Source organism: Mycobacterium venezuelense (genome assembly GCF_054919535.1).
This window is the reverse complement of the sequence record NZ_JBONDW010000002.1, coordinates 304,705-321,612: the sequence shown is the minus strand read 5'-3', so window position 1 is coordinate 321,612 and position 16,908 is coordinate 304,705. Positions and strand designations below refer to the sequence as shown.

Genomic DNA, 16,908 nt, shown 5'->3' with positions numbered 1-16,908 from the left:
AGTGGACCAACTTGAACCCGCCGATCGACCGAGCTTGGTGCGTCCTTACACGCTGACAGCCGGTCGCACCGACACGCGCATCCATCTGCCGTTGGAAGCGCCGGTGGAAACGCTCGACACGCCGAGCGATCCACGGTGGCCTGGGCGCGATGTGCGCGGCCAGATCGTAGAGTTGTGCACCGACAGCCCGTCGGTGGCGGAAATCGCAGCACATTTGTCCCTACCGCTCGGCGTGGCGCGCGTGCTGATCGGGGACTTGGTGACGCAGGGTTATCTACGGGTGCATACCACCCTCGACGATTCGGCGACCTTCGACGAACGCCGTGAACTGATAGGAAGGACCCTGCGTGGCCTACGAGCACTCTGATAGGCGCTCATCCTCCCCAGGGTCTTCGCGCAAGCGCTCATCCTCTACGAAAATCGTCATCTCCGGCGGATTCGGCGCAGGCAAGACGACGTTCGTAGGTGCCGTCTCGGAAATCATGCCGCTGCGCACGGAAGCGTTGGTCACCAACGTCTCCGAGGGTGTCGACGCGCTCGACGGAACACCCGACAAGCGCACCACGACAGTCGCGATGGACTTCGGCCGCATCACCCTCGACGAGGACCTGGTGCTGTACCTGTTCGGCACGCCAGGGCAACGCCGGTTCTGGTTCATGTGGGACGACCTGGTGCGCGGGGCGATCGGCGCGATCATCCTGGTCGACGTGCGCAGGCTGCAGGACAGCTTTGCTGCGGTCGACTTCTTCGAAGCCCGCAAACTGCCCTTCATCGTCGCGGTCAACGAGTTCGACGGCGCCCCAAAGCATCCCACGCAGGCGGTGCGTAAAGCCTTGGCGCTGGCCGACCACATTCCGGTGATCAGCGTCGACGCGCGCGACCGCAACTCGGCGAAGGCCGCCCTGATCGCGGTCACCGAGTACTCGCTCAACACGCTCACCGCACTGCCCGGCTGAGGCGTGGCTACTGGCGAACAGGCTTGGGAGGATCGCGAGCTCACCGGTGTGGACTTCCGCGAGGAGGATTTGAGCCGGTTGCGCACCGAGCGCGTCGTCTTCACCGAGTGCGACTTCAGTGGCGTCGACATGTCGGAGTCCGAGCATTTCGGGTCGGCATTCCGCAACTGCACGTTCCGCCGGGCCACGCTGTGGCACAGCACTTTCACGAACTGCAGTCTGCTCGGCTCGGTGTTCACCGAATGTCGGCTGCGGCCCGTCAAGCTCATCGAGTCCGATCTGACCCTGGCTGTGCTCGGCGGCTGCGATCTGCGCAATGTCGATCTGTCGGATTGCCGGCTGCGGGAGGTCAGTCTCGTCGGCGCGGATCTGCGCAAGGCGGTGTTGCGCCAGGCCGACCTGACCGGTGCGCGGGTGCAGGACGCCAAGTTCGACGAGGCCGATCTCCGTGGCGCCCGCGTCGATCCCACGTTCTGGACCACCGCGAAACTGCGTGGCGCCAAGATCGACATCGCCCAGGCGCTGGCGTACTCGGCCGCGCACGGCCTGGACGTGCACGGCGGGTGATCGGCGTGGCCGTCCCGCATCGGAGGTCGTGAATGGACCCCGCGCTGTCCGGTCTCGACCTCCCGCAGTTGTATGCGCTACACGCGTTGCTCACCGAGCGCAGTGTGAGCGGTGCGGCGACGCGGCTCGGTCGTAGCCAGCCCACGCTGTCGAGTTCGCTCGCGCGGCTGCGCAGGCATTTCGGCGATGCGCTCCTGACGAGATCCGGCAACCGTTACGTGCTCACGCATTTCGCCGAGCAGCTCGTGCCGTTGACGAGCGTGGCGATCGCCGCCGTTGAGCGGGTGTTCGGTGCCGAGGCCGAATTCGATCCGGCGCAGACACGGCGCGAGTTCACGATCGTGTCGTCCGACCACGGGATGAGCGTCGCCGGTGGACCACTGGTGGCGCGGTTGTCGCGGGAGGCAGCCGGTGCGCGTATCCGCTTCACCCCGGTGACGGCATCGGCGCTGAGCCGCGACGACGAGTTCTATCGCACGGTCGACGGGGTGTTCATGCCGCACGGCTATCTGGATCTCCCGCGTCGCCTCGACCTCTACACCGACGAATGGGTGTGTGTGTTGTCGGCCGACAACACACGCGTCGGTGAGCAGCTGACGATGCAGGACCTGCAGGCGCTGCCGTGGGTGACGACATTTGTCGATCCGCTCGGCAGAGCCGCGGCTTGGCGGCAGATGGAACTTCTCGGGGTCGTCCCACGTGTCTGCGCGGTCGCCGAGTCGTTCCTCGCGCTTCCTCAGCTGCTGCGCGGATCGGACGCGATCGCGCTGGTGCAGTCCAGGGTCGCCGCGCTCAGCGCGGCGGGTCCCGAATTCCGTGTGCTGCCATGCCCGTTCGAAGCGCTCCCACTCGTGGAGGCGTTCTGGTGGCATCCGATGCACGACGCGGATCCCGCGCATGCGTGGCTGCGACAGTGTCTTTCCGAGCTCACCCTTTGATATAGACGGCATCTATACATGCCATAGCCAGAATTGGCTTCCTTTCTTGTGTTGGCGATTTGAGAATCGATGACAGCGAAATTTCCGCTTCTCACATCCCAACTCTCCGGGAGGTCTATCGATGGCAACGTCGACGCTGGATGTCCACGCGCACGTGTGGCTCGACGAGGTCGAGGAACTCGCCCGTGCGCATCGCGGGTACCAGGAGTCCGCCGAGCTCGAACAGCGACGGCTGGGCACCCGGTCCGCGGCGGTCAACATCGAACAGTCGGCCCAGCTGCGCGAATTGCTTACCGACGTGACCGCACGGCTGGCGGCGATGGACTCGACCGGGATCGATGTGCAACTGGTGTCCGTGGTGCCGACGCAGTATCACGGCTGGGCCGGCCGAGACCTGGCCGCACAGCTCACTGAGGCGACCAACGCCGGCGTGGCCGCACACTGCGCGCTCGCGCCCGACCGGCTCGCCGGCCTTGGCGTGGTGCCTATGCAGCATCCCGACCTCGCGGTGGCCGCGCTGGAAAGCGCAGTGCTCGATCACGGTTTGAAAGGCGTCGAGATGAGTTCGCACGCAGTCGCTTCCGGTGGCGGCACCGTCGAACTTTCCGATCCCCGGTTCGAACCGCTCTGGCGCACCGCATGTGACCTCGGTGCGGTGGTGTTGCTGCACCCGTGGGGGTGCACGCTCGACGAGCGGCTCGACCGCTGGTACCTGGCAAACTCCGTCGGTCAGCCCGTCGAGCACGCGGTCGCCCTCTCGCACCTGATCTTCGGCGGCGTGCTCGACCGGTATCCGGGCTTGCGGTTCATCGCCGCGCACGGCGGGGGATATCTCCCCGCCTTCGCCGCACGCGCCGATCACGCGTGGCACAACCGGCGCGATGCCCGCGAATGCCTCGCCCCACCCAGTGCCTACCTGCGGCGGATGTGGTTCGACTCGCTCGTACACACCCCCGAAGCGCTACGCCGGCTCGTCCACGTCGCAGGTGCCGAGCGCGTCCTGCTTGGATCGGACTTCCCATTCGACATGGGCGAGCCCGATCCCCTGGGAGCCCTACGAGCCGGTGGCCTCGACCCCGTCGACGTGGCTGCCATCGCGTGCGGCAACGCGGCCGATCTCCACCTCATACCTGTCGACCGGGTGCACCTGGTCAGGAAGGAACAGTGATGACAACAGCTCAATTGACCCGCGTGCGTTGGTCATCGGACGACCCCGCGCAGCGGTTCGCCGTCGAGAACCCGGCGACCGGCACGACGGTGGCCACGATCCAGGGGAGCGGAGCAGGCGAGGTCGACGCCGCCGTGCGTGCAGCGTTCGACGCCCATCACGGTTGGAAGGTTCGCAGCCGACGCGAACGCGGGGGGTGGTTGCGCCGAATCGCCGCCGCGGTCCGTGACAACGCCGATGAGATAGCCCGGCTCGAATCCACCGACAACGGAAAACCGTTCACGCAGGCTCGCCAATTCGATCTCGAGGCGGCCGTCGCGATCTTCGAGTTGTTCGGAGCGTTGTGTGAAAGCCTGCCCGGTGCCGTGCGCGACGCCGGGCCCACGATCGACATCACCATGCTGGAGCCGTTCGGTGTCGTCGCGGCGATCGTGCCGTTCAACTGGCCGCCGCTGCACACCGCGGGCAAACTGGCGCCCGCGCTGGCCGCCGGCAACGCGGTCGTCCTCAAACCGCCTGAGCAGGCGCCACTTTCGGTGCTGCGGATGATCGAGATCGCCCAATCGATCCTGCCTGACGACGTCGTGCACGTCGTGCCCGGCGGAGGGGAGACCGGCGCGGCGCTGGCCGGACATCCGCTCGTCGGCAAGATCTCCTTCACCGGTGCGCCGTCCACCGGGGCGGCCGTGCTGAAGACCGCAGCCGACAACCTCACGCCCACGCTGATGGAGTTGGGCGGCAAGAACCCGTTCGTGGTATTCGGCGACGCCGATCTCGGCTCGGCCATCCCATGGGCGGTCGAAGCCGCGTTCTTCAACCAGGGTGAGGCCTGCACCGCAGCCTCCCGCATCCTGGTGCACAACGACATTCACGACGAGGTTGCCGACCGGCTGGCCGCGGCGGTGACCCGCCTGCGCGTCGGCGACGGCGCCGACCCGGACACCCATGTGGGCCCGTTGGTCACCGCGCAGCAGCGGCGCCGCGTCGAGGAGTACATCGCCGTCGGGCGATCGGAGGGCGCCACGCTGCGTGCCGAGGCCGCTCTGCCAAGTGACCCGCGGTTGGCCGAAGGCCATTTCGTTGCCCCTACCCTGTTCACGGGGGTGCGGCCCGACATGCGGATCGCCACCGAGGAGATTTTCGGTCCGGTGACGTGCCTGATCCCGTTCCGAACCGAGGATGAAGCCGTCGAAATCGCCAACGGTACCGAATTCGGCTTGGTGGCAGGCGTATTCACCGCTGACGCCGAGCGGGCGATGAGGGTGTCGCGAGCCATCCGCGCCGGCATGGTGTTCGTCAACCACTACCATCGCGCGTTCATCGGAACACCGTTCGGCGGTGTCGGCCACAGCGGCTACGGGCGCGAACACGCCATGGAGACACTGCACGAATTCGGTTACAGCAAAAGCCTTCGCATGCCGTCCGGCGCAGCGCCGATCCCGCGCTGGGCACCTTCGGTCACCGTGTGCGAATCCTGACATCACCCCACCCATCCTTCAACGAGGAAGGAAGCTTCATGCCAACATCAGTCGCGGTCTCGCCGACCCTGCGCCGCGCTGCCGTCGCGAGCTCGGTCGGCAGCGCCGCCGAGTTCTATGAGTTCACGATCTACGGTTTTCTCGCGGTGGTATTTGCGCCGCAGTTCTTTCCGGCCGACGATCCGGCGGCGTCGACATTGGCCGCACTCGCGGTGTTCGGTGGCGGATACCTGGCCCGGCCTGCCGGGGGAATTCTGTTCGGCGCGTTGGGAGATCGGTTGGGCCGGCGCAGTGTGCTGATGGCCACGATATTCCTGATGGGCGTGGCGTCGACGCTGATCGGCGTACTGCCGACGTACGCGAGCGTCGGGCTCGCCGCGCCGGTACTGCTTTTGGTGTTGCGGCTGCTGCAGGGCGTATCGGCGGGTGGTGAGTTCACCGGCGCTCAGACCTACATCGTGGAGATGGCGCCGCCTCACCGGCGTGGTCTGTTCGGATCCCTTCCCGCGCTCGGCATCGGGCTCGGGTTCGCCTCGGCCGCGGTGGTCGTGGCCGCGACCACTGCGGCACTCGATCAGCGCCAGATGGCGGACTGGGGTTGGCGGCTGCCGTTCCTGTTGTGTCTGCCAATGACCGTCGGGTGCCTGTTTCTGCGGCTGCGCCTGGAGGACAGCCCGGAGTTTGTCGCGATCGTCGAGAATGCCGACGTGAGCCGCACACCGGTGCGGGACGTGCTGAGCCGCCATCTAGGTGACGTACTACGAGTGGCCGGCCTGACCATCGCCGTGCTGGGCCCCGGATTTCTGGTCAAGCTCTACCTCGGCATCCACCTGGTGCAGGCGCAGGGTTTCGAGCCGGTGGCGGTGTACTCGATGCTCGGCATCGTGCTCCTGATCAGTGCCGGATTGTTTCCGCTCATGGGTCATGTCAGCGACAGGCGCGGCCGCAGGCCGATCGCGGCCATCGGGTTCGTGGCATCAGCACTGCTTTCGCTGCCGCTCTTCTTGGTGGTCGACCACGCGTCCGGCATATGGGTACTGGTCCCAATTGTTTTGCTGTTCAGTGCGATCGAACCGTTCGTCTCAGCCGCGGTCTACACCACGTTCGCCGAGTTGTTCCCTGGGCGCAATCGCTACACCGGCACATCCATCGGTTTCAACCTGGGCACCATCGTCGCGGCAGGGTTCGGTCCCTACCTGTGCGGTCAACTGATCGCGGCCACCGGATGGAATGCCGCCCCAGGGCTTTGGGGTACGGCGTGTGCGGTGCTCGGTCTGCTGGTACTGGTGCGCACGAGCGAAACCAGCGGAAAGCGGCTGGCCCGGTGAGAGGAGACATCGCCATGCGCACGCTCATCGACATCTCGGTACCTCTGCAAGCCGGCATCGCATCCGATCCGCCGGGTCTGCTGCCCGAGATCGACTACTACACCCATGACGACACCGCTGGTGACATCCTGTCGTTCTTCCCCGGCGCGACTCGCGACGACCTGCCCGACGGGGAAGGATGGGCCATCGAGCGGGTTCGCATCACGACCCACAACGGAACGCATCTCGATGCGCCCTACCACTATTCGTCGGTGATGGACGGCGGTGCACGTGCCATCACCATCGACGAGGTACCGCTCGAGTGGTGCTTGCAACCGGCGGTGAAACTGGACTTCCGTCATCTTCCGGACGGCTATGTCGCGACCGCCGACGATGTGTCCCGCGAACTCGACAGGATCGGATACGAGCTGCGGCCGTTGGACATCGTCGTGGTCAACACGTCTGCCGGAATGCGCTACGGCACCGACGCTTACGTGTCATCGGGCTGTGGCATGGGCGCCGAGGCCACCCTGTATCTGCTTGAGCGGGGGGTGCGGCTGACCGGAACCGACGCCTGGAGCTGGGACGCGCCGTTCGTACACACCGCCAAGCGGTATGCCCGCGAGCACGATCCTTCGGTCATCTGGGAGGGGCACCGGGCCGGCCGCCGGATCGGCTATTGCCACATCGAGAAGCTGCACAACCTGGAAAGCCTCCCGGCCAGCGGGTTCGAGATCGCGTGCTTCCCCGTGAAAATCCATGCGGCGTCGGCGGGTTGGACCCGCGCCGTCGCGATCGTGCCCGATAGATCGGAGTCATCATGAGCGTCGTCATCACCGTTGCCCCAACGGGACCCATCGCGAGCAAGGCCGACAATCCGCATCTGCCGACCCAACCTCAGGAGATCGCCGACGCGGTCGCGCAAGCGTACGGCGCGGGTGCGGCCGTCGCGCACATCCACGTGCGGGACGCACACGACCGGCCCACGGCGGATCTGACCATCGCCCGCCACACCATGGATCTCATCGCCGAGCGGTGCCCCATTCTCATCCAGCTGTCCACCGGCGTCGGCCTCGATGTGCCGTTCGAGCATCGCGCCGCACTCGTGGAGCTGCGGCCGCGCATGGCGACCCTCAACCCGTGCAGCATGAGCTTCGGCTCCGGTGAGTTCCGCAACCCGCCGGTCGAGGTGCATCGGTTGGCCGGGCGCATGCGGGAATTGGGCGTCAAACCGGAATTGGAAATCTACGACACGGGGCACCTCGACGCGTGCCTGCGGCTGCGCGATGCCGGTCTGCTCGGCGACGGGCCGCTGCAGTTCTCGATCGTGCTCGGCGTGGCAGGCGGAATGGCGGCCACCGCCGCCAATCTGGTGACGATGGTCCACCGGTTGCCCGAGGACGCGATCTGGCAGGTGATCGCCATCGGCAGAACCAATCTGCAATTGACGGCCGTGGGGCTGGCACTCGGCGGCAACGCCCGCGCCGGCCTGGAGGACACGCTGCACGTTCGCAAGGGGGAGTTGAGCCCGGGCAATCTGCCCTTGGTTCAGCGCGCTGTGCAGCTCGCCCGCGATCTCGACCGGCCCGTCGCGTCGGTCGACGAAACCGAGGCACTGCTCAAGCTGCCGAAGTTGTCGAGGGCCTGAGCCCCCGCAACCTTCCTTGCCGACCTCGCCGCCCCCCGAATGTCACGCTGGAGTGGCTCTCGAGTCCGAGAGCCACTCCAGCGTGACAAAGGGGAAACGACAAAGAAGAAGGCTCAGCCGCCCTTGAGGCGGATCTTCCAGCGCACGAAGCTCACATAGAACACCGACAGCGCGGCCAGCATGGCCATGTCGAACAGCCACGTGCTCGAAGTGTGTTCCCAGTGTGAGTCCTTGGGGGTGAGCGGCCCCGGCACGAGCCGGATCAGGTCAACCGTCGACGCCGACGCCGCGAAGCCCCACCGGGCCGGGGTGATCCACGACAGCTGGTCGAGCCCGACGCGCCCGGTCACCGGGATCATGCCGCCGGAGAACACCAGCTGGCTCATGATCGCGACCACGAGCAGCGGCATGATCTGCTCGCTGGTCTTGGCCATCGCCGACAGTGCGAGGCCGACCATGGCCGCGGTCACCGTGGTGGCGGCCATGCTGAGGAACAGTTCCAGCGACCGGTTGCCGATGAACACGCCGCGCTCCACGGCACCTTCACCCCAGCCCTTACCTGCGATGGTGATGCCAGTGACGATCGCCGACTGGATGATCGCGAAGATCGAGTACACGCAGACCTTGGCCAGCAGGTAGGCCGTTGTCGACAAGCCGACTGCCTGCTCGCGCAGGAATATCGCGCGCTCGCCGATGAGGTCGCGGATCGTCAGCGCGGTGCCCATGAAGATGGCGCCGACGTTGAGCAGCACCAGGATCTGGCCCGGTTCGTTGGGTGCGTCGCCCATCGGGTTGGGTACGCCGAATCCGACGGTGCCCGGCACCGACAGCGACAGCGTGCCCATGATGAACGGCAGCAGCGCCAGGAAGATGAAGTACCCGCGGTCGGACACGATGAGCCGCATCTGTCTTCGCGCAATGGTCGAGAACTGGCGTTTCAGACTGGTTTTCGCGGGCTTGCCGAGATCGGCCGGCTTCGACGACGCCGGCGCGGGCGGTGCCGGAGGTGTACGCGCGAGGTAGCGGCGGTTGGCTTCTGCCGGGTCACCCGCGACGGTGCTGAAGATGTCGGCCCAGTTCGTGGTGCCGAGCTCCGGGCCGATCTGGCTGGGCGGACCGCAGAACGCCGTCTTGCCGCCCGGCGCCAGGAGCAACACCTGATCGCACACGTCGAGATAGGTCAGTGAGTGCGTGACGACCAGCACCACACGGCCCGCGTCGGCGAGCTGGCGCAGCATCGTCATCACCTGGCGGTCGAGCGCCGGGTCAAGACCTGACGTCGGTTCGTCGAGGATGAGCAGCGACGGACCGGTCAGCAGTTCGAGGGCGACCGATGCGCGCTTGCGCTGTCCGCCGGACAGCTTGTCGACGCGGGTGTCGAGGTGCTTGGTCATCTCGAGTTCCTCGAGCACCTGCATGACGACCTGTTCGCGGTCTTCCTTGGTGGTGTCCGGTGGCAGTCGCAGCTCGGCGGCGTACATCAAGGCCTGCCGGACCGTCAGCTGCCCGTGCACGACGTCGTCCTGCGGCACCATGCCGATACGGGACCGCAGCGACGCGTACTCGGCGTGGACGTCGTGGCCTTCGAACGTGATCGTGCCGCTTGTCGGGTGCGTGTAGCCCGCGACCTGGCGCGCGAACGTCGACTTGCCCGCGCCCGACGGCCCGATGACGGCGGTCAGCGTACCCGGGCGCGCGTCCAGCGAGATGTTGTCGAGCAGGGTCTTGTTGCCCTCGATCGTCCACGTCAGGCCACGCACCTCGAGTCCGCCGGTGCGCGTGTCGGCCTCGGTTTCGGTGCCGCGGGCCAGCGTGCCGCCGCTGAACACCAGGTCGACGTTGCCGATCGTGACGACGTCGCCCTCGTGCAGCACGGCCGACTCCACCCGGGTGCCGTTGACGAAGGTGCCGTTGATGCTGCGTTCGTCGCGGATCTCGGTGCCGCCGGGCATCGGGATCAATGTCGCGTGATGGCGCGAGGCCAGCACGTCGGGGATGACGATGTCGTTGTCGGTCGCGCGGCCGATCTTGACCGCACCCGCGGGGGCCGGCGTGGTCTTACCGGGCCGCAGGATCTTGAGCATGCTGGTCGCCAGATTGCCGACCGGCTCACTGCCGCGCCGGGCGGCCGGACTCATCGTGGTCGGTACCTGCGACGAGTTGGGTGCCGCCGGGGGTGGCGTACGGACCGGCTGTGACTGGTATGACTGCGGCCCGCTCGGATAGCCCGTCTGCGGTCCACTCGGGTACCCCGTGTGGGGGCCGCTGGGATAGCCGGTCTGCGGACCGTTCGGGTATCCGGCAGGGGGACCGGCGGGGTACCGCTGCGGACCCGATTGGTAGCCGGGCCGTGGCGGGCTCGGCGGCTGCGTATGGGGCTGCTGCCAGCCTCCGCCGGTCGGCGCCTGGGTGGGCCACGACGTGCTGGGGCGGCTCGCGACGGGGACCGCGGCCGTCGGGGTGCGGCCGGCCGAACCCTGGTGGCGGCCCACCTCGAACGTCAACTGCGGGCCGTCCGGGTTGCCGATGTTGACGACCTGACCGTCCTGGATGTCCACCGAGGGCACCCGGCGGCCGTTGACGTACATGCCGTTGAGGCTGCCGTTGTCGATCGCGACCCATCGGCCCTGGTCGAACCGCAGCACGAGGTGGGCACGCGAGATCAACGGGTGCGCGATGCGGACATCAGCACGCAGGTCCCGGCCGATGACAACATCGTTGCCGGGGGCGAAGGTACGGGTCGACCCCTCGTACCGAACGGTCAGCGCAGGTGGGGCTGGTCGGCTCATCGCGGTCAACTCTATCGGTACTTGTCACCGGGACCGCTGTGCCGCGAAGGTGTCGCGTCATGTGACGATGGCCGGCGTGGGTCGGGAAGAGATAGCCGGACGCGTCCGTACCGCGCTGCGTCCGGCAGCGATGGTGTTGGCCGGGCTGGCTGCGGTGTTGCTGGTGTGGGCCGCGGTGTTCGGAACCTGGAGCCGTTTGGCGGCGCCTCGCAGCCTCGGTGCAGATGACTGGTACCTCAGCGGCCTGCACCGGTGGGGCAACGGGCTGCCGAGCGGAATCGGGATCGCGGTGGTGATCGTGGCGCTGGTGCTGCTGGCCGCGATGGCCTTCGCGGTGTGGCGCGGCCGCCGCCCCGATACTTACCTGCCCGGCGGGCCCGCCGCGTGGGCGGCGATCGCGGCGCTGCTGTTCTTTGCCTACGTCACGCCGGGCATCCCCGCGTTCTACCGCATGGCGATGGTCAGCGCGCCGGTCACGCCTGCGTTGCCGACCGCGGCGGCGGCGTGGGTGCTGAGCATTGCCGGCGCGATCGCGACGCTGCTCGCCGCGAGTGCCTTCCCGCGGTTGACGCGCAGCAGTCTGCGGTTGGTCGCGATCGGTGCGGCGGTTGCGGTGGTGGCGGCCTCGGCGGTGACCGTCGCCGCGTTCCGTGCCGGCGATGACAGCCGCTACCTCGACGCCACGACGGCTGGCGGCGTGGATGTACCGGCACCGCCAGCCGAGTTGGGGGCGCGTACGTTCACGGTGGCGCTTGCCGACGCGTTTCACGAGGACGGCTATCGCCCCGACTATGACATCGCCTCCGCGGGAGCCGGTTTCGTCGTGTACCAGAATCGGCGGATCACGGCGTACGGCGCCGACGGCAAGGAACGCTGGCATTTCGCCAGGAGCGGTCCCGGCGACGTCTCGGTCAACGGCATGGCGGTGTTCGACAACGGCGCGACCGTGGTGGCATTCGTCGACGACACACTCGCCGGCCTTGACGCCGTCACCGGCGAGCAGCTGTGGGCGAGCGCCGACGGCCAACTGGTCCAAACCGCGATGGAGAAAACGCGGTACAGCGCACCCGGACCGTTCGTGGTCGACAGGAACCAACTCGACGACAGCTTCACCCGTTTCGACATGCGCACCGGACGCGAACTGTGGACGGGCCCGGCGCCGCATGGCGGGTGCGGAGGCGGCCGACCGCTGGGTACCTCGTCACGGTTGGTCTCGATCTCCTATTGCCACGATGGCAATACGACCGACGTGAGGCTGACGGTCCTCGATCCGCAGACCGGTGAAACGCTGTGGGACAACGCGGTTCTGCACGACATCCCGCGGCCGGCGGAACGGCCGCAGCAAGGTTATTTCGACATGTTGGCAACCCCGGTCAACAGTCTCGGGCTGCTGCTCCAGTTCACCGGGCTGGGTGCGCCGGCCACACCGATGTATGTCAACGTCGTCGACAAGACCGTCACTCCGCTGCCGCAGCTCGGCCACGTCACCGAGTCACACGGGCCCAGCGACGACTTCATCATGTGGCGCGCCGAAGACGCCGCACGAAAGCTGACGCTGTTCGGCCCCGACGGACGTCAACGGTGTCAGGTTCCCGGTGTGGTCAATGCCGGTGGCACCGCGGTGCCGGGGCAGGACGACGGTTTCGGCCTGGCCTACGTCGCCATGCTGACCAGCTTCCTCATCGAGGATTACCGCGGCGACGGCGCTCTGCGCACCTTCGACAGCACGACGTGTGCTCAGACCGGATCGGTGCCTGCCGAATCCGTCGAGGGTTTCGTACCGGTCCCGGGCGCCGTCCTGGTGCTGCGGCGCGACGGCCGCACGCTGCAGATCGACGGCTACCGAGCCGATTAGTCGGCGTAGGCGAGGTTGGGCACCGCCTCGTCGGGGTAGCGGTCTTGCGGCTCCCAGACATCCCAGGTCTGCACGGCCCAGAACACCGCGAACAACAGAATGAGGACGATCTCGACCACGAACACGCCGAAGTGCACGTCGCGGATCAGGAGCACGACGGCCACCACCACGGTGCCAAGCATGAGCGCCGCGATCGTCGCGTAGAACCGCGCAAGACGCTGGCGCACAGCAGCTCTGGCGTAGCACGCGTGATAGACCGCGACGAGCGTGATGGCCAAGAACATCGCGACGGCGGCGATGGCGTGTGCGTGGTCGGCGAACCAGTCCCACAGCATCAGAACCGCGCCGGCGAAGGTGATCGCCAAAAGTGCTGCCGGCAGCCACTTCTCGATCCGCAACAGCGCGGTGGCCACGCGCTTCCACAGCGTGGCCGCCTCGGCGCAGGCTGGTTGCGATGCGGTGGGCGGCGATTGGGAGGGGCGCCAGCGGTCCAGCGCGAGGTACAGCGCCGCGCCTGCCGCGGCGGCCACGAACAGCGCCGTGACGTTGTTGGCGACGCCGCCGAACGGATCGGTCTCGGTCGGCAGCCACGGCTCGCACAGGTCGGCGGCGCCGGTCGGGATCAATGCGACGAGAAAGGCCATGAACCCGGAGAAGTTCAACAGGGCCTCCTCGCCGGTGCGGCTGCCCTTGTAGGCGACAAGGCAGATTCCGATCGCACAGACCGCGGCGAGGAACACCGCATGCGTACGGGTGTAGTAGAACGCGCTGATCGACCCCTGTAGACAGCTCTGCCGCCAGGTCAGGCCGACCGAGACCAGAAGGAACACCACCAGCGCGACCAGGCTCACCCGGACGTAGCGGTAGGTGACCATGATGTCGCTGGCGGTCATGCATCGGTTATCCCACGAGCGCGTCCGGGGCTCCAGTCACCACGCAGTGGGTATGGCTATAGATCGTCGGCATGCACCGGTTGCAGTGCGTACACAGCGATTTGATCGAGTGCGCCTCGCCGTCGGCCTTGATGCGGTTGATCAGATCGGGTTCGGCCAGCAGTGCGCGGCCCATCGCGACGAACTCGAAACCCTCGGCCATGGCGAGGTCCATGGTGTCGCGGTTGGTGATCCCGCCCAACAGGATCAGCGGCATCTTGAGTTCGGCGCGGAACAACTTGGCATCGCGCAACAGGTAGGCCTCCCGGTAGGGATATTGCCGCAGGAAGTTCTTGCCCATCATCCGCACGCCCCAGCGGATCGGCGGTTTGAACGCGCCGGCGAATTCCTTGACCGGGGCGTCGCCGCGGAACAGGTACATCGGGTTGACCAGTGAACTGCCCGCGGTCAGTTCGATTGCGTCGAGCGCACCGTCCTCTTCGAGCCACTTCGCGGTCTGCAACGACTCCTCGGTGGAGATACCGCCGCGCACGCCGTCGCTCATGTTGAGTTTGGCGGTGACCGCGATCTGGCCCGGCGCATACGCGTCGACGGCCTGGCGGACCGCGCGAACCACACCCCGAGCCACCTTCGCCCGGTTCTCCAACGATCCGCCGAACTCGTCGGTGCGGCGATTGATCAGTGGGCTGAGGAACGAACTGGCCAGGTAGTTGTGGCCGAGGTGCACCTCGACGGCATCGAATCCGGCGTCGATCGCAAGCCGCGCGGCATTGGCGTGCGCCTCCATCACGTCGCGGATGTCGTCGCGGCTGGCCTTCTTGGCGAACCGCATCGACAGCGGATTGAAGAACCGGACCGGGGCAAGCGCCTGCGCCTTGTTGGTCCGAGCGTTGGCGACCGGTCCGGCATGCCCGATCTGAGCGCTGATCGCCGCACCCTCGGCATGGACGGCGTCGGTGAGCTTGAGCAGGCCGGGTATGGCGTCCGGGCGCATCCAGATCTGCCATCCGTCGGTGCGGCCGCCCGGCGACACCGCGCAGTACGCAACGGTCGTCATCCCGACGCCGCCTGCGGCGGGGAGCCGGTGGTAGTTGATCAAATCGTCGGTGACCAGCGCGTCTGGCGTCGACGCCTCGAAGGTGGCGGCCTTGATGATGCGGTTGCGCAAGGTCACCGGGCCGAGCTTGGCCTCACTGAATACGTCAGTGAACACATTGGGCTGAGTGTTCATGGCAGCTGAGCCTGCCACAATGTCAGGCGTGGGTGCGATGACTCTGGACGGTAAGGCCACACGCGACGAGATTTTCGTCGATCTCAAGCAGCGCGTTGCGAAGTTGACCGAATCGGGCCGCACGCCCGGGCTCGGCACGGTGCTGGTCGGTGACGACCCGGGATCGCAGGCCTATGTGCGCGGTAAACACGCCGACTGCGCGAAGGTCGGCATCAACTCCATCCGCCGCGACCTGCCCGCCGACATCTCTCAGGCCCAGCTCGACGAGACCATCGACGAGCTCAACGCCAACCCGGACTGCACGGGCTACATCGTGCAGCTGCCGCTGCCCAAGCACTTGAACGAGAACGCCGCGCTCGAGCGCATCGATCCGTCCAAGGACGCCGATGGGCTGCACCCGACCAACCTCGGCCGGCTCGTGCTCGGCAAGGAGGCCCCGTTGCCCTGCACCCCGCGCGGCATCGTGCACCTGCTGCGCCGGTTCGACGTGCCGATCGCGGGCGCGCACGTGGTGGTGATCGGACGAGGTGTGACTGTAGGCCGGCCCATGGGCTTGCTGCTGACCCGCCGCTCCGAGAACGCCACCGTGACCCTGTGCCACACCGGCACGCGCGATCTGCCCGCGCTCACCCGCCAGGCCGACATCATCATCGCTGCCGTCGGGGTGCCGCACATGGTGACCGCCGACATGGTCAAGCCGGGCGCGGCCGTCGTCGATGTCGGGGTCAGCCGGGTCGACGGCAAGCTGACCGGTGACGTCGCGCCCGACGTGTGGGACGTGGCCGGTCACGTCTCGCCGAACCCCGGCGGCGTCGGACCGCTGACCCGCGCGTTCCTGCTGACCAATGTCGTTGAGCTCGAAGAGTCGAAACTGGCGTGACCCCCAAGGAATTCGCCCGCAAAGTGTTCGCCGGTCAGTGGCCGATCCTGGTGGTCGGCGTGATCTTCATCGCGGCGTTCGCTCTTGTGGTGGCGGGTTACTGGCGCCGTGGCGCCCTGGTGATCGGGATCGGCGTCGGCGTTGCCGCCGCGTTGCGGCTGGCACTGACCGACGACCGCGCCGGTCTGCTGGTGGTGCGCAGCCGAGGCATCGACTTTGTCACCACAGCGACCGTCAGCGCGGCCGTACTCTACATCGCGTGGACCATCGATCCGCTGGGCACGAGCTAGCCCGTTTCGCCGAGTGGCCAGTTGAGGCGCGGCAATCATCGAAATCCGTGCCATAACTTCCCATTCGAGATCAGCCGACCACCGCGAACAACGCCGCCCACTGCGTCGCGGTCAAATCCTTGGGCAGCGCCGCCGGGTTGATTCCGTTGTCCCGTAACCAGTGTCGTGGCACGCGGCGGCCGATGATCTGCGCCATGCCGCGGCCCCGCCCGGTGAACACCTGGTGCACCAACGCCTGATATCGCCGGCGATCGGGGGTGTCGATCATCGGTTCGGCGCGCCGCGTGATGGTCAACAGGCCGCCGTCCACGGTGGGCCGTGGCCGGAAGGCCTCCGCCGAAACCTTTCCTGCCAAATCGAATTCGAACCACGGCCACCACTGTGCCGTCATCATCGTGGCGCCGCCTACCCCGGCGCGGCGGCGGGCCACCTCCCATTGGACGAGCAGCACAGCGTCGGTCCAGCCCGGCCCGTGCAGCAGGCGCCGCAGCATCGCGGTGGTGAGGTGGAAGGGCAGGTTGCCGACGATCACGTGCGGCGTGCGCGGCAATCGAAAGCGCAGAAAATCGGTGGCCACCACCTTCGCCGAGGTATGGCCGGCCAGCCGTTCGGCGCGACGGCTGTCGATCTCTATTGCGGTCAACGGGCGCCCGAGCGCCTGGAGGGGCACGGTCAGCGCGCCGTCACCTGCACCGACTTCGACGATGGGGCCCGTTGTACGCGAGACGATTTCGACGATATGGGCGACCACGCGACGATCGCACAGGAAATTCTGGCCGAACTCATGCCGGCCGTGAGATGGGGAAGACACGGTTTCTCCGCAGACGCAGGGACAAAGCTACTGCGGCGGATGTGTCGAGAGAGCAGATCCGCCGCTAGGCGATGCGAATGCGGATGAAGAACGTCGC

At 67.1% G+C, this 16,908-nt stretch carries 16 protein-coding genes; 12 read left to right on the top strand and 4 right to left on the bottom strand.

Translation table 11 applies throughout. The features are described from left to right. The first annotated feature begins 1 nt into the window (after nucleotide 1). From ACRCUN_RS04265 to ACRCUN_RS04225, 9 genes are all read left to right on the top strand, one after another. Nucleotides 2-367 (top strand): DUF742 domain-containing protein, encoded by a 366-nt coding sequence (locus ACRCUN_RS04265; RefSeq protein ID WP_462140412.1) that lies wholly within the window; start codon nucleotides 2-4, stop codon nucleotides 365-367. Continuing rightward, nucleotides 348-956 carry a GTP-binding protein gene (locus tag ACRCUN_RS04260; RefSeq protein ID WP_462140411.1) on the top strand — a complete coding sequence of 203 codons (609 nt, stop codon included), beginning with the start codon at nucleotides 348-350 and terminating at the stop codon, nucleotides 954-956. Before ACRCUN_RS04265 ends, ACRCUN_RS04260 begins: the two co-directional genes overlap by 20 nt. 3 nt (nucleotides 957-959) lie before the next feature. Then, nucleotides 960-1,523, top strand: coding sequence for a pentapeptide repeat-containing protein (locus ACRCUN_RS04255; protein ID WP_462140410.1), 564 nt, complete (start codon nucleotides 960-962; stop codon nucleotides 1,521-1,523). Between the two features lie 32 nt (nucleotides 1,524-1,555). Then, a complete protein-coding gene (locus ACRCUN_RS04250) occupies nucleotides 1,556-2,461 on the top strand; it encodes a LysR family transcriptional regulator (RefSeq protein ID WP_462140409.1) in 906 nt (301 codons plus the stop codon). Nucleotides 2,462-2,582: 121 nt separating this feature from the next. After that, nucleotides 2,583-3,629 (top strand): amidohydrolase family protein, encoded by a 1,047-nt coding sequence (locus ACRCUN_RS04245; protein ID WP_462140408.1) that lies wholly within the window; start codon nucleotides 2,583-2,585, stop codon nucleotides 3,627-3,629. Beyond that, complete coding sequence (locus ACRCUN_RS04240; protein WP_462140407.1) at nucleotides 3,629-5,107, top strand: aldehyde dehydrogenase family protein; 1,479 nt, start codon at nucleotides 3,629-3,631, stop codon at nucleotides 5,105-5,107. Before ACRCUN_RS04245 ends, ACRCUN_RS04240 begins: the two co-directional genes overlap by 1 nt. 38 nt (nucleotides 5,108-5,145) lie before the next feature. After that, nucleotides 5,146-6,435 (top strand): MFS transporter, encoded by a 1,290-nt coding sequence (locus tag ACRCUN_RS04235; RefSeq protein ID WP_462140406.1) that lies wholly within the window; start codon nucleotides 5,146-5,148, stop codon nucleotides 6,433-6,435. 14 nt (nucleotides 6,436-6,449) lie between these two features. Further along, nucleotides 6,450-7,238, top strand: a complete 789-nt coding sequence (locus ACRCUN_RS04230; RefSeq protein WP_462140405.1) for a cyclase family protein — start codon at nucleotides 6,450-6,452, stop codon at nucleotides 7,236-7,238. Further along, nucleotides 7,235-8,062, top strand: a complete 828-nt coding sequence (locus tag ACRCUN_RS04225; RefSeq protein WP_462140404.1) for a beta-keto acid cleavage family enzyme — start codon at nucleotides 7,235-7,237, stop codon at nucleotides 8,060-8,062. Before ACRCUN_RS04230 ends, ACRCUN_RS04225 begins: the two co-directional genes overlap by 4 nt. A gap of 113 nt (nucleotides 8,063-8,175) precedes the next feature. On the opposite strand, the gene ACRCUN_RS04220 is transcribed toward ACRCUN_RS04225, so the two are convergent. After that, nucleotides 8,176-10,851, bottom strand: coding sequence for an FHA domain-containing protein (locus ACRCUN_RS04220; protein WP_462140403.1), 2,676 nt, complete (start codon nucleotides 10,849-10,851; stop codon nucleotides 8,176-8,178). Nucleotides 10,852-10,918: 67 nt separating this feature from the next. Between ACRCUN_RS04220 and ACRCUN_RS04215 the strand changes: the two genes are divergently transcribed. Then, the gene (locus ACRCUN_RS04215) at nucleotides 10,919-12,706 is read left to right on the top strand and encodes a BamB-related PQQ repeat family beta-propellar protein (protein WP_462140583.1); all 1,788 of its coding nucleotides are present in this window, start codon (nucleotides 10,919-10,921) and stop codon (nucleotides 12,704-12,706) included. On the opposite strand, the gene ACRCUN_RS04210 is transcribed toward ACRCUN_RS04215, so the two are convergent. Then, nucleotides 12,703-13,599, bottom strand: coding sequence for a diphosphate--fructose-6-phosphate 1-phosphotransferase (locus ACRCUN_RS04210; RefSeq protein ID WP_462140402.1), 897 nt, complete (start codon nucleotides 13,597-13,599; stop codon nucleotides 12,703-12,705). The genes ACRCUN_RS04215 and ACRCUN_RS04210 overlap by 4 nt on opposite strands. A gap of 7 nt (nucleotides 13,600-13,606) precedes the next feature. After that, nucleotides 13,607-14,830: an NADH:flavin oxidoreductase gene (locus ACRCUN_RS04205; protein ID WP_462140401.1), complete on the bottom strand. Its 1,224-nt coding sequence runs from the start codon at nucleotides 14,828-14,830 to the stop codon at nucleotides 13,607-13,609. Nucleotides 14,831-14,858: 28 nt separating this feature from the next. On the opposite strand from ACRCUN_RS04205, the gene ACRCUN_RS04200 reads away from it, so the two are divergent. Together ACRCUN_RS04200 and ACRCUN_RS04195 are read left to right on the top strand one after the other, a co-directional pair. Beyond that, on the top strand, nucleotides 14,859-15,710 hold the full coding sequence (locus ACRCUN_RS04200) for a bifunctional methylenetetrahydrofolate dehydrogenase/methenyltetrahydrofolate cyclohydrolase (protein WP_462140400.1): 852 nt from the start codon (nucleotides 14,859-14,861) through the stop codon (nucleotides 15,708-15,710). Beyond that, nucleotides 15,707-16,000: a DUF3017 domain-containing protein gene (locus tag ACRCUN_RS04195; protein ID WP_462140399.1), complete on the top strand. Its 294-nt coding sequence runs from the start codon at nucleotides 15,707-15,709 to the stop codon at nucleotides 15,998-16,000. The genes ACRCUN_RS04200 and ACRCUN_RS04195 overlap by 4 nt, the downstream gene beginning before the upstream one ends. A 70-nt stretch (nucleotides 16,001-16,070) precedes the next feature. Here the strand turns inward: ACRCUN_RS04195 and erm are convergent, their stop codons facing one another. Next, nucleotides 16,071-16,811: a 23S ribosomal RNA methyltransferase Erm gene (gene erm / locus ACRCUN_RS04190; protein ID WP_462140398.1), complete on the bottom strand. Its 741-nt coding sequence runs from the start codon at nucleotides 16,809-16,811 to the stop codon at nucleotides 16,071-16,073. Nucleotides 16,812-16,908: the final 97 nt, after the last annotated feature.

What these genes read in the sequence shown, in the direction of transcription:
- ACRCUN_RS04240 (WP_462140407.1), top strand. Translation starts at nt 3,629, where the DNA reads ATGACAACAGCTCAATTGACCCGCGTGCGTTGGTCATCGGACGACCCC.
- ACRCUN_RS04250 (WP_462140409.1), top strand. Translation starts at nt 1,556, where the DNA reads ATGGACCCCGCGCTGTCCGGTCTCGACCTCCCGCAGTTGTATGCGCTA.
- ACRCUN_RS04245 (WP_462140408.1), top strand. Translation starts at nt 2,583, where the DNA reads ATGGCAACGTCGACGCTGGATGTCCACGCGCACGTGTGGCTCGACGAG.
- ACRCUN_RS04230 (WP_462140405.1), top strand. Translation starts at nt 6,450, where the DNA reads ATGCGCACGCTCATCGACATCTCGGTACCTCTGCAAGCCGGCATCGCA.
- ACRCUN_RS04220 (WP_462140403.1), bottom strand. Translation starts at nt 10,851, where the DNA reads ATGAGCCGACCAGCCCCACCTGCGCTGACCGTTCGGTACGAGGGGTCG.
- ACRCUN_RS04235 (WP_462140406.1), top strand. Translation starts at nt 5,146, where the DNA reads ATGCCAACATCAGTCGCGGTCTCGCCGACCCTGCGCCGCGCTGCCGTC.
- ACRCUN_RS04210 (WP_462140402.1), bottom strand. Translation starts at nt 13,599, where the DNA reads ATGACCGCCAGCGACATCATGGTCACCTACCGCTACGTCCGGGTGAGC.
- ACRCUN_RS04215 (WP_462140583.1), top strand. Translation starts at nt 10,919, where the DNA reads ATGGCCGGCGTGGGTCGGGAAGAGATAGCCGGACGCGTCCGTACCGCG.
- ACRCUN_RS04205 (WP_462140401.1), bottom strand. Translation starts at nt 14,830, where the DNA reads ATGAACACTCAGCCCAATGTGTTCACTGACGTATTCAGTGAGGCCAAG.
- ACRCUN_RS04225 (WP_462140404.1), top strand. Translation starts at nt 7,235, where the DNA reads ATGAGCGTCGTCATCACCGTTGCCCCAACGGGACCCATCGCGAGCAAG.